Raw genomic sequence first — 12,657 nt, 5'->3', positions numbered from 1 at the left:
TTCGACCGCAGGGACTTCGACCACGACCGCTTCGACCGCAGGGACTTCGACCACGACCGTTTCGACCGCAGGGACTTCGACGACATCCGCATTGGTCTCATCGTGCTCTGACGTAGCGGTCACGCGGCTACGGGCATCACCCGGCGAGGGTGGTGCCCGCAGCTTTCGTGTTCCATGCCGTAGGGGCCGGGCCGTCGCCGATGATGACCCGGCCCCTACGCCCGTTCTCGCTGTTTCCGTGGGCCGGTGCTACTTCGCATCAGGACGGTGTCGACGATGTAGACGGTCGCGTTTGACGTCTGGACGTTACCGCAGACCACGTTGGAGGAGTCGTTGACCTTGCAGGACTCGCCGGAGTCAGTGGTGGTGAGTTTGCCCTTCTGCGGGGTGTCGAAGGAGCCGCCCTCCAGTTGCTTCGGCGTCACCTTCTCCAGGTCGGTCCGCTACGGCCTGGGACTGGGTCGATGCCGGCCTGGTTGAGGATGTCCCACACAGTGGAGGCGGCTATCTGGTGGCCGAGACAGGTGAGTTCACCTGGGATGCGCCGGTGGCCCCATCCCAGGTTCTCGCCAGCCATGCGCAGGACCAGGGCCTTGACTGCGGCGGCCGTGGGCGGGCGTCGCATTGGCGATGCTGGCTGTGGTCCCACTTGTTCGCCACGAGGGTACGGTGCCAGCCAGCAGCGTGGCCGGGGGCATCGGGAAGACCTGGCCCCAGCGGTGGCGCGGTGTCAGGTGCGAGAGGGCGGCGAACCACAGGCGGTCCGCTGGTTCGTAGACGGGACGTGTCGGCGCAGGACCGCGTTCTCGTGCCGCAGCACCAGCAACTCAGCGTCCTTGGAGACCTCACGCCGCAGCAGCAACGCGGGCAGCGACAGCAAGCGTCGGGCATTGCCCCACTCGGTGGCTCCGGACACGGCGGCCGGTGCCAGAGCCGCCTCCGCCGCAACCGGCCACCGCCGGGCGGACATCCGCAGGCCCATCAGCGGTGCCCGGCTCACGGCCTACTGCGCCGCCGTCCTGCACGGTAAACACCACCCGGCCAAGGGCACCAAGACCCCAGGCCACGCCGGAGATTCCGCGAAGGCCAGCAAAGCCGCCAAACCGACCCACGGCTCCGCGAAGGCTCACCCGAGCCATTCCCCGAAGGCCACCAAGACCCCGAAAGCCACGAAGACCACCGGCGCCCACCCGAGCGGTACCGGGTGACCACCCCGATCCCGGACGGGCGGTGGCCCACTCCCCCGGGCCGCCGCCCGTCCGGTCCCATCCACGCCGAACCGCCGACCGGCCTCGGCCCCGTACAAACTCCGGACCGGCAGAAGCCATCCCCCCAGGGCTTTCTCTCCTCCGGCCTTCCGCACCGATCACCATGACAGCCCGCCCCCTTCCTCACCCGATCCGACCCGCCGCAGCACCTCCCCACACGCTCGCGCCCCAGTCGGCAGACTCCGTCGCCCCTGAAGGTCAGTGGCCGCGCTGTACGGGGACAGCGCGATCGAGTTCCGCCGCTTCCCGGTCGCACGGTGTGACGCGGTGGGCGACCAGGGCTGCGAGGTCGTCGTCACGGGTGCCGTGGACGTAGGCGCGCAGGTCCTGGCGGAGGTGGTCCAGGAACCATCGGGGGGAGGCGGAGGCCCATCGGCGGACGCGCTGGGTGAGGGGGTAGAAGGTCCCGGAACCGTCGCGGGTCTCGCTGACGCCGTCGGTGTAGAGCAGCAGGCGGTCGCCGGTGGTGAAGGGGATGGTGTCGACCTGGTAATGATCGCCGAGGAGGGCGGCCATGTTGATGGGTGGTGACGGTGCGCTGGGTTCCACCTCGCGTACCTCGGCGCCGTGCAGCAGCAGTGGCGCGGGGTGCCCGCAGTTGAGCAGGCGCGCGATGGGCTCCCCGTCGGGGATCTCGACGAGCACGATGGTGACGAAACACTCCAGCGCGTCAACGTCTGGGACGCGCCCGCAGTGGTAGTTCATGCCGGTCTCCAGCTGGCCTGCCAGGGACGGCAGGTCGGGCGCGCCATGCACGTGCACCCGGAACGCGCCGAGGATGACCGAGGCGGCCTCGACGGCCGGAAGTCCCTTGCCGCGCACGTCACCGATGATCAGCCGCACCCCGTGCGGGGTCTGCATCGCCTCGTAGAAGTCGCCGCCGATGCGGGCCTGCGCGGCGGCAGCCTGGTAGAGCACCTCGACGTCGACCTGCCCGAGGTGCCGCGGGAGCGGGCGCAGCAGCACCCTCTGCACGGTCTCCGCCACGGCGCGGACCTCGGCGAGGGTGTGCTCCCGGTGCTGCCGTACCCGGCTGGCGTAGGCGGCGGCCAGGGTGATGACCGTGATCGCCAGCAGGGTGAAATTGCCCGGTGTCCGGCCCAGGTCGTGGTCGGCGGCGGACAGGGCGAAGCCGGTCATCAGGGCCAGCAGCCCGATGCCCAGCGTGCCGGCCACGGAGAACATCGCGGCGGCCAGTGCCGGCGCCGCCCCGAGCAACCGGTAGAACTGCAGGTGGGGCGTGAGGAGGGCCGCCATGGTGGTCAGCACGATCACCAGTAGCGGAGTGAGGAGCGCTGACTCGAACGGCCAACCCGCTTCCCACATCCGCCGGGAGAGCCGCTTTGGGGAGATCACCTGTCTGAGCGACCGAACGGTGGTGCTGCGGGTTGCGATGGGCTCCTTGACCTGCACGCCCATATTTTTGTCCTTAGGTGGAGACGGTTCGTAGACGCCCGTTTGCAGACGGAACTAGCTGGACTATGTCTAACATTTGAATGAGGTCAATGAGATCCAAGTCTTAAGTGATGGTCTTCACATTCGACTGGCCTCCGGATCACGGTGGTCCGCCACTTGGATACCCGAAGGCTGCTGCGCTTACTGCGGTGCCGGCGTCTGCCTCGATCACGTCGAACGCGTCGGTGTCCGCCGGCAACCCATCGGGGTCACTTGCTACGCGGTGATCAACCCCGGTGAGGCAGCACCGATCTCCATCAGGGTCGCCGACGATGCAGGTGAGCATTCCAGGCAATTCATGGACTGTTCCTCGGGATGCGGTTCTACCGGTCCATCCGGTGGTATCTCCAGGTTCCGCATCCGCCAGGTTGGATGCCATGGCCGTGAAGACATAAACCATGCAGATCCGGACACGACCATCAGCCGCACTCGCCATCGCGGACCATCCCTGACGCCAGCGCGGCCAGCTCCCGCTGCTGAGACCGTTCTGCGATACCGGCATCGACTTCACGTCGGCACCCTCGACGGCATCTCCGACATGGCAAGCGAGGCACCACCCGGGCTGGGAGTCGTTCCATCACCGTGCACTGTCCCGGCACGAGAGAAGAGGTGTGTCCGGCCCCGCTGTGGCGGGGCCGGACGGCGCTGTCAACGAATACCGGTACGCCGCTTGACCTGCGGCGACGACTATTCGAGCCCCACACCCGGCCGGGCGACCCGGGAAAACGAACGGACTGTTTCGAGGAGGCTATGCGATCAGTCTTGACAACGTTGTCTGACAGGAACAGGCTATCCGCGATCTCCAGCCGGGTGCGCCCTTCCGCGAGCCCACCGTCCCCTCGTGGAGCTTCCGCATGGTCCAAGGCCTACCGTCCCTACTCACAGCAGCGGTCCCGGCGGTTCTCGCCGCCTTACTGCACCCCTCCCGGCGCCGCCTGCACCAACCCACCGTCGGAGCCGAACCGCTTGAGCGCCAATCCAGGGCCGGCATACGGCAAGCCCGGCCCGAGTTCCGGTAGGCGCACTCGCGGTCGATTGACCGCAGCCGCCAGGGTTTTCAACCCCGACGTTCGACGCTCTCGACCCCTATCGAGCCGAAAGGCACACGTTGTGTCACATTCATCATTTGCTCGCCTTTTGTCCATAAGACCGTGGGTTAGCGCGGCTACAGCACTATTGCTGCCGGTGTGGGTGCTCGCCGCCGCACCCGCGGCGAGCGCCGCGGCGCCGCCCGGCAACTTCAGCTCCTCGTTCGAGTCGCTCGACCCGCAACCTGCAACGAGCACTGCCGAGGTCGACGCGAACGGCAAGCCGGTCCAGGCGAACCTGAGCGGATCGAGCCCCACCGGACTGCCCGGCAGCCTGCTCGACCAGGTCAGCGCGGTGACCGCGAGCGCCGAGAACCCGCCGGGCGAAACCGCTGCGAACCTCAAGGACGGCAATCCGTCGACCAAGTGGCTGGCGTTCAACCCGACCGGCTGGGTGACCTACCAACTGGCCAAGCCCGCGGTGGTGGTGCGGTACTCGCTGACCTCCGCGAATGACGCGCCGAGCCGCGACCCCAAGGACTTCACCGTGCAGGGGTCGAACGACGGCAGCACGTGGACCGACCTCGACAGACGGACGGGAGAGAGCTTCAGCGGGCGGTTCGCCACCAACACCTACAATTTCACCAACACGACCGCCTACGGCTACTACCGGCTGGACATCACCGCGAACTCCGGTGACTCGCTCGTACAGCTCGCCGACTGGAACATCAGCGACGGCTCGAACGTCAGGCCGCCGGCCACCCCGATGGTCAGTGTCCTCGGTCCTGGTCCGGTCAGTGGCTACAACATGAAGCCGGGGGCCGGATTCACCGGAGTGGCTTCGCTGCGGTACTCCGGCGGCGCCGAAGCCGACGGTCGCTCGTACGCGACCAACAAGCTGTTCGACGTCAACATCCCGGTCGGGCCGAAGACCCGGCTGTCCTACAAGATCTTCCCTGAGTTCACCGGCAAGGACGCTCAGTACCCGTCCACCTACGCTGCCGTCGACCTGCACTTCACCGACGGCAGCTACCTGACCGGCCTTTCGCCCGTCGACCAGCACGGCTACCCGCTCACGGCCGCCGGGCAGGGTGCGTCGAAGGTGCTCTACGCCGACCAGTGGAACGCGGTGCAGTCCGAGATCGGGACGGTCGCGAACGGCAAGACGATCGACCGCATCCTGCTCGCCTACGACGATCCCCAGGCAACCGCCTCGACCCGTTTCCAGGGCTGGCTCGACGACATCACTCTGACGGCCACGCCGACGCCGGTCGACGGCTCCAGCCTGACCAACTACGTCGACACCCGGCGCGGGACCAACGCATCGGGCTCGTTCTCGCGCGGCAACAACCTGCCGATCTCGGCAATGCCGAACGGCTTCAACTTCTTCACGCCGGTCACCAACGCCACGTCCAACTCGTGGGAGTACGACTACCAGCAGGGCAACAACGCGGCCAATCTGCCTACGCTGCAGGGACTTGCGATCTCACACGAGCCCAGCCCGTGGATGGGTGATCGTAACCAGATGTCGGTCATGCCGGTGCCGGCCGGCGGATCGCTCACCGGAGCGCCCAGCGGTCGGGCACTCGCCTTCAGCCACAACGACGAGATCGCGCGGCCGGACTTCTACCAGGTCACGCTGCAGAACGGCCTGATCGCGCAGATGTCGCCCACCGACCACGGTGGGATCATGCAGTTCACCTTCCCGTCCGGGCAGGCCACCGGAAGCCTGGTCTTCTACAACGGCACGTTCACCATCGGTACGGACGGCACGCTCACCGGCTGGGTCGACAACGGAAGCGGCCTGTCAGCCGGTCGCAGCCGGATGTTCGTATCCGGCACCTTCGACCGGGCGCCGACGGCGTCCTCCGCCACGTCCGCCACCTTCGACACCTCCGCGAACCGGCAAGTGACGCTGCGCATCGCGACGTCGTTCATCTCGGTTGACCAGGCACACAGGAATCTCGATCTGGAGGTCACCGGTAAGAGCTTCGACCAGATCCACACCGCCGCCACCGCGGCATGGAACGATCGGCTCGGCCGGATCGAGGTGGGGGGCGCGACCGAGACGCAGATGGTGACGTTGTACTCGAACCTGTACCGGCTGAACCTGTACCCGAACTCGCAGTCGGAGAACACCGGCACCGCCGCCGCGCCGCACTGGCAGTACGCGAGCCCGGTGTCGGCGCCGACCGGCACGTCAACCGCCACACAGACCAGCGCGAAGGTCGTCGACGGGCAGATCTACGTCAACAACGGGTTCTGGGACACCTACCGCACCGTGTGGCCCGCGTACTCGCTGTTGTACCCGGACATCGCGGCCAAGATCGCCGACGGGTTCGTCCAGCAGTACCGCGACGGCGGGTGGATCGCCCGCTGGTCGTCACCCGGCTACGCCGACCTGATGACCGGCACCAGCGCGAACGTCGCGCTGGCCGAGGCCTACCTCAACGGCGTCAAGCTGCCCGACCCGCTCGCCGCGTACGACGCGGCGGTCAAGGACGCGACCGTTGCCTCCGGGCGCAGCGAGGTCGGCCGCAAGGGCATCGAGAACTCGCTGTTCCTCGGCTACACGCCGACCTCCACCGGCGAGTCGGTGTCGTGGGCGCTGGAAGGCTTCATCAACGACTACGGCATAGGCAACATGGGCGCGGCCCTGGCCAAGGACCCGGCCACACCGAAGTCGCAGCGCAAGCGGCTCAAGGAGGAGTCGCAGTACTTCCTGCAGCGTGCCCGCAACTACGTCAACCTCTTCGACACGAACACGAAGTTCTTCGAGGGACGCGACGCCAACGGCAAGTCCCTCGCCGGCAACCCGCTGGACTGGGGCGGCGCCTACACCGAGACCGACGGGTGGAACTTCGCGTTCACCGCGCAGCAGGACGGCCAGGGACTGGCCAACCTGTACGGCGGGCAGAAGGCGCTGGAGCAGAAGCTCGACCAGTTCTTCGCCACCCCGGAGAACGCAGACCATCCCGGCGGGTACGGCGGCACGATCCACGAGATGCTCGAGGCGCAAGCGGTGCGCATGGGCCAACTCGGCATGAGCAACCAGCCGTCGCACCACATCCCGTACATGTACGACGATGCCGGCGCGCCGTCCAAGACGCAGGCGACCGTGCGGGAGATCCTGCAGCGTCTCTACGTCGGCGACGAGATCGGCCAGGGCTACCCGGGTGACGAGGACAACGGCGAGATGTCGTCGTGGTACATCCTCAGTTCGCTGGGTATCTACCCGCTGCAGGCCGGCTCGTCCAACTGGGTCATCGGTTCGCCGCAGTTCACTCGGATGACCGTCCACCGGCCAAGCGGCGACATCGTCGTCAACGCGCCGAACAACAGCACCAAGAACGTCTACGTGCAGAGCGTCACGGTCAACGGAAAGTCGCAGCGCGGGGTGTCCATCGACTCGTCCGTGCTCGCCCATGGCGGCACGATCGACTTCCGGATGGGCTCCAACCCGTCGTCCTGGGGCACCGGCAAGAACGACGCGCCGCCGTCACTGACCAAGGGCAACGCGGTGCCCAAGCCGTTGCAGGACACCACAGGCCCCGGTCTCGGCACCGCGACCGCGAGCGGCGGGCAGGACGCGTCGAAGCTGTTCGACGACTCGTCGACCACGCAGATGACCTTCACCACCGGCACGCCGCAGATAAGCTGGGTTTTCCGCGGCGGCAAGCAGACACCGACCTACTACACCCTCACCTCCGGGGCGAGCGCGGGCGACCCAACGGATTGGCAGCTGCAGGGCTCCATCGACGGGATCACCTGGAGCACCGTCGACTCCCGCAGCGGCGAGGTGTTCCCGTCGCGCAACCAGACCCGGCCGTTCAAGATCAGCAAACCGGGCCAGTTCGCGCAGTTCCGCCTGGTCGTGACGAAGACAGTCGGCGCCGCGCAGACGAACCTCGCCGAGATCGAGTTGCTCGCCGGCGGCGACGTCCAGCTCGGTGGCGGCGCCATCACGGTCACCGCCGCGAGCAGCGTGTTGCACGCGACATCCGGCGCCGCGGTGTCGGTGCCGCTGGCCACCGTCACCGGGGGCACCGCGAGCGGCTACCAGGCCACAATCGACTGGGGTGACGGCTCACCGGTCACCGCAGGCCCCCTGACCCTGAGCTCGCGGGGCGTGTACAGCGTCAGCGGCTCGCACACCTACGCCAAGCCGGGTTACTACCAGGCCGGCGTGACAGTGACCGACGGCACGGGCCAGGGCTCGGGAACGGTCGGCGTCGACGTGGGCTACGCGCCGAGTTCCAGCCTCACCGCGGCATTCGACACCGTCTGCATCGGCGACGACGGCGTCCTCGCGGCGAACTGCGACACCAAGTCGTGGGCGTACTCACGTGCCGCTCTCGCGGCGGCCGGCGTGACTCAGGGCCAGCAGCACGAGGTACCCGGAACGGCGCTGCACTTCACGCTGCCGGCGATCCCGGCGGGGCAGCCGGACGACGCGACCGGCAACGGCCAGACGATCGCGCTCAACCTGCCGGCCGACGCGAAGACCATCTCGTTCATCGGCGTCGGCACGCAGGGCGACCAGAGCACCACCGGCACGGCGACGTTCAGCGACGGCAGCACCGCCGGCATCCCGATCCAGATGAGCGACTGGACGCTGGGCGGCAACGCCAACGGCACGCCGTCCTACGGCAACATCGTCGTCGCCAAGGCCTCGTACCGACTGCTCGGCACGAGCCGGGACAGCGCACAGCCGTTCCTGTTCGCCACCACGCCGTACCAGATCCCGGCGGGCAAGACGCTCGTCTCGGTGACCCTGCCGACGCAGACCGGGGACCCGGGCTCGGCGGGCAGGATCCACGTGTTCGCCATCGCCGACGACGGCACGCCGGCGGCTGCGGTGGCGACCACCGCCCCCAAGGACCAGACGGCCACCCCCGGGCAGGTCTTCTCGGCGGACCTCGGTTCGGTGACCGGTGGCGTCACCGGCTCGACGGGCTACCACGCCCGCGTCCAGTGGGGTGACGGCACGGTTCCCGACGACGCCACGGTGGACTCGTCCGGTGCGATAAGCGGACAACACACGTACGTACAGGAGGGCACGTACACGGTGCACGTCACCGCATGGGACACGCTGTCGAGCAGTACCGAGACGTTCACCGTGACCGTGGCGCGGGCCGGGTCGCAGCCGTCGATTTCGGTGTCGACATCCGCCACCGCTGCCGCCGGTGACCCGATCACCATCAACGGCAGCGGGTTCGCCGCCGGCGAGCGGGTGACCGTCAAGCTCGGCACCAGCCCGGCGCGCAGCTTGACGGTGGCGGCCTCGGCGACGGGAGCGGTACATGCGTCGATAGCGGCGTCCCGTCAGGCGCAGCCCGGCCGGTACTCCGTCACCGCCGCCGGCGCGTCCTCGCGGACGCCGGCGACGGCAACCGTCCAGGTGGCGGAGCAGCCGGCAGTGCCGGCGTACCAACCGCAGGTGATGCTGTCGGCCACCTCGGGGCCGCGCGGTACGGCGATTACCGTCAATGCTTCCGGGTTCGCACTGAACGAAGCGGTCACGATCAGATTCGGTGACGGCCTCGCCTCCACCACCGTGCACGCGAATGGTGACGGCGTCATCTCTGGCGCGACCATCAGCGTTCCAGGGACGGCGAAGCCGGGTTCGACCAGCGTCACACTGGCCGGCGTTGATTCGGTGACCCGCGTCCGGCTGCCCTTCAGGGTCACCGGCGCTCCCCTACCGGTACGACGCGGCCGGCACGTCGGCGTTGGCCGGTCCTACGGACGATCACGGTCCAGCAGCACTCACCTCGGCCTGTCTGCACCCACCTCTCCATGATCGAGTTCATGCACGGCATCCGGACCCCGCCGAGCACGACCTCGATCCCCGCGTCCTTCAAGATCGCGTCGAACAGCTCGGGGAACTTGCCGTCCCTGTCCCGGATCATGAAGTGCGCTGGGCAGCCCGCGTGCTCCAGGTCCATGACGAGATTCCTCGCGGCCTGGACCACCCAGGACGCGGACGGGTGAGCAGTCGCGCCAGGAAGCGCACCCGGCGATCGGCGTGCTCGATGACGGCCAACACGTACAGCCTCGCTCGGGTCAGGGGATGGGCGCGGGGGTGCTGCGTCCGATCGGGTGCGTCTGCTCGCCGTGATACCGATCCTGCTCTCCCTCGGGGCAAGCATCACCGGTGCCGGGGGCCGCGCGCTCGGCACGTCCGTATCTGGTCCACCCATCTGATCCCGGGAGATGTCTTGGCCTCCTCACGCCCTTCCTCGCCTCCGTTGCTGTCCTCGTCGTTCACCTCGTCGGCAGTGAAAGCCCTGGTCGTCGCGGCGATAACAACCGGTACGCTGACTGGATTCACCGCCAATGCCGCAGACCGGACGCGGCTCGACACGTCCCAAGCGATCCACGCCTGTTACATACCGAATCTTGTCTCGGTTCGTATCGTGCCCGCCGACGGGCGCTGCTTCCCTTGGGAGGTCTCCGTCACCTGGTACCGGACGGGCCCGCAGGGGCCGGCCGGTCCCGCTGGTCCCAGCGGGCCCACTGGTCCTGCTGGCCCCACCGGAGCCATCGGCCCTGCCGGGCTCACCGGGAATACCGGCCCTGCCGGACCCATCGGACCCACCGGGCTCAACGGGCTCAACGGGCCTGCCGGCCCGATGGGTCCCATGGGCCCCACCGGAGGTCCCGGCGCTGCCGGACCCATAGGCCCACAGGGACCGGCTGGCGTGAACAACGGTGTCCTGGCCGGCTTGGTGACCTTCGTCGACCCCTTGCAACCGGACGGCTTCGCCGGGTCTGCCGGACAGGCCGGGCTCGCCCTCACATCGGACGAGGTCTCGATGCCGATGCCATTGTCCGCGACGGCGGCCTCGCTTCAAGTCCGAGTAGCGTCCGGAGCTTCCGGAGTCACCGTGAGGCTGCTCAAGAACGACCTGGGGACAGCGCTCACCTGCACCACCAGCGCGGCCGGGACCTGCTCCGCGACGGCCACTCCGGCTGTGGCGTTTGCTCCCGGCGACCGAGTCAGCGTTGAGGTGCAGCACACCGGCGGTCTGCTGCGCGGAGTGCGCTGGTCGATCGCCCTGGAGGCGTGACATGGCGCTGACCCGACGACAGATCTGCCGCAGCATCGGGGTCGGGGCCGCACTGCTGTCCGGCTCCACCGTCATCGGCGCGGCTTCCGCAGCGACCCGGCGTGATGGCGATCCACCGGTGTCGGCCGCCCGCAGCCCGCACCCCTACAGCCTCGATTACTGGCGTGGCGTGGTCGGATCGACCCTGGCCACGATGGACAATCCGCACCTGAACCTCAAGGTCGTCAGTGTGCGGGACCTGCGGCATATCGCGAACAAGAGCAGACTGCGGGGAAGCGGCGACGTGTTCACCCTTCTGCTCCGTGATACGGACGGCCACCGTATCGCCGAGGGGATCGTGGCCTTCCATCCCTCGGGGGTCAACCGCTTTGACCTGCACATACGTCCGACTGAACCAGGTTCTGACTACCAAGCGGTCATCAACGGCTGGCTGCCAACCCGCTGAATTGAGTGAGAAAGGAGTCCAAGCATGTCAGAACCGTTCATCGGGGAGATCCGCCTGGTCGGCTTCAATTTCCCGCCTCGCGGCTGGGCATTCTGCGATGGGCAGATCCTGCCCATCGCGCAGAACACCGCCCTATTCTCCCTCCTGGGTACGACCTACGGCGGTAATGGGACCACCACGTTCGCCCTGCCCAACCTCCAAGGCCGCGTCGCGATGGGGACTGGCAATGGCCACGTGCCAGGCGAGTCGGATGGTACTGAAAGGGAGACGCTCACCGTCGCCCAGGTCCCTGCGCACAACCACAGCCTGGCGGCCTCCGATCTGCCACAGTCGACGAACAAGCCATCCGGGGCTTTGCTGACCGCCGGTGGGTACTACGCGTCCGGCATTCCTGATGTCACCATGAGCCCCCAGGCCATCGGCGGGACAGGAGGCGACCAGTCGCACAACAACCTCCAGCCCTACCTGGTGCTCTACTACGCCATTGCGTTGCAGGGCATCTTTCCGGCGAGGGACTGAATGAACTCCGAGGTCCGACGCCGCCCGGTGACGCCCGCTGACGAGACCTTTCTGCAGAGGCTCTTCGCTGAATCGCGCGCCGGGTTGGGGGATGCTGCCGCGCTGACCGAGCGCGAGGCCGCGTTCTTGATCGAGTGGCAGTACACCGCTCGCCGACGCGACTGGATAACCCGGTTCCCGTACGGTTCCGATCTGATCATCACCGTGGACGAGGAGCGTGCCGGTCGCATCTGGCTGGCCCGCGAGCTCAACGCGATCCGGATCGTGGATCTCGTCGTGGCATCGGCTTACCGGCGGCGCGGCGTCGCGACCGCCGTGCTCCGCGATCTGCAGACCGGCTCGGCCAGGCCGCTGGCACTGAGTGTGGCCTGCGACAACATCGCGGCTCTGAGCGTCTACGATCGGTGCGGTTTCGTCGAGTCATCCCGTGACGTGATGGACATCGCCATGCGCTGGGAGCCTTCGCCCGCCGTGCAGCCGTCACAGTTTCACCCCACGCCGGGAACCCCGCTCTGCTGGACGCCTCTGAGTAGGGCCGGGGACTGGCGCTTGACCGTTTCGGCTGCGTCTTACCGAGCTGCACGGCACCTGTTGGACTCCGAATGACAGCAACGGCATGAAAGAGCCCAGCCGCCAAGAGTTGCCGCTGGGGGTCAAGGGGTCGCAGGTTCAAACCCTGTCGTCCCGACCAGCGTTCTCGCAGGTCGGTGGCCATTCCGAGAGATCGGATATGGCCTTCTCGTTTGCTGAGGGCACCCGGCGGTCGCATAGTGGTCGCATCCGGCTGGCCCTCGATCACTGACCGCGCTGCGAGGTTCATCAGGAGGCTCTTGATCATCTGGGTGTCCCGGGCCGCGGTGGGGTGGGCG

The 12,657-nt window shown here is 67.8% G+C and carries 8 protein-coding genes and 2 pseudogenes; 7 read left to right on the top strand and 3 right to left on the bottom strand.

Translation table 11 applies throughout. The annotated features are described in order from the left end of the window. Positions 1-215: 215 nt before the first annotated feature. Together FCI23_RS18130 and FCI23_RS59770 are read right to left on the bottom strand one after the other, a co-directional pair. Positions 216-431 (bottom strand): annotated as a pseudogene (locus FCI23_RS18130) (fasciclin domain-containing protein); the annotation flags it as partial. Continuing rightward, positions 428-820 (bottom strand): annotated as a pseudogene (locus FCI23_RS59770) (integrase core domain-containing protein); the annotation flags it as partial. The pseudogenes FCI23_RS59770 and FCI23_RS18130, both read right to left, overlap by 4 nt. Before the next feature lie 16 nt (positions 821-836). Between FCI23_RS59770 and FCI23_RS18120 the strand changes: the two are divergent. Next, positions 837-1,208: a hypothetical protein gene (locus FCI23_RS18120; RefSeq protein ID WP_169316843.1), complete on the top strand. Its 372-nt coding sequence runs from the start codon at positions 837-839 to the stop codon at positions 1,206-1,208. Between the two features lie 258 nt (positions 1,209-1,466). Here FCI23_RS18120 and FCI23_RS18115 read toward each other — a convergent pair whose 3' ends face one another. After that, positions 1,467-2,687 (bottom strand): PP2C family protein-serine/threonine phosphatase, encoded by a 1,221-nt coding sequence (locus FCI23_RS18115; protein ID WP_246143802.1) that lies wholly within the window; start codon positions 2,685-2,687, stop codon positions 1,467-1,469. Positions 2,688-3,908: 1,221 nt separating this feature from the next. Here FCI23_RS18115 and FCI23_RS18110 point away from each other — a divergent pair. The 6 genes from FCI23_RS18110 (at position 3,909) to FCI23_RS18085 (ending at position 12,394) form a co-directional block, all read left to right on the top strand. Further along, complete coding sequence (locus FCI23_RS18110; protein WP_246143801.1) at positions 3,909-9,554, top strand: GH92 family glycosyl hydrolase; 5,646 nt, start codon at positions 3,909-3,911, stop codon at positions 9,552-9,554. Continuing rightward, positions 9,551-9,745, top strand: a complete 195-nt coding sequence (locus FCI23_RS56455; protein ID WP_169316842.1) for a hypothetical protein — start codon at positions 9,551-9,553, stop codon at positions 9,743-9,745. The genes FCI23_RS18110 and FCI23_RS56455 overlap by 4 nt, the downstream gene beginning before the upstream one ends. Before the next feature lie 710 nt (positions 9,746-10,455). Continuing rightward, on the top strand, positions 10,456-10,824 hold the full coding sequence (locus FCI23_RS59760) for a hypothetical protein (RefSeq protein WP_246143806.1): 369 nt from the start codon (positions 10,456-10,458) through the stop codon (positions 10,822-10,824). Position 10,825: 1 nt separating this feature from the next. After that, positions 10,826-11,269: a DUF6916 family protein gene (locus FCI23_RS18095; protein ID WP_136724913.1), complete on the top strand. Its 444-nt coding sequence runs from the start codon at positions 10,826-10,828 to the stop codon at positions 11,267-11,269. Between the two features lie 24 nt (positions 11,270-11,293). After that, positions 11,294-11,788 (top strand): phage tail protein, encoded by a 495-nt coding sequence (locus FCI23_RS18090; protein ID WP_136724912.1) that lies wholly within the window; start codon positions 11,294-11,296, stop codon positions 11,786-11,788. Positions 11,789-11,815: 27 nt separating this feature from the next. After that, positions 11,816-12,394, top strand: a complete 579-nt coding sequence (locus FCI23_RS18085; protein ID WP_169316841.1) for a GNAT family N-acetyltransferase — start codon at positions 11,816-11,818, stop codon at positions 12,392-12,394. Positions 12,395-12,657: the final 263 nt, after the last annotated feature.

The sequence above is a fragment of the Actinacidiphila oryziradicis genome (genome assembly GCF_005047355.1).
In the GTDB taxonomy this organism is placed as follows: Bacteria; Actinomycetota; Actinomycetes; order Streptomycetales; family Streptomycetaceae; genus Actinacidiphila; species Actinacidiphila oryziradicis.
This window is presented reverse-complemented; position numbering and strand designations above follow the sequence as displayed.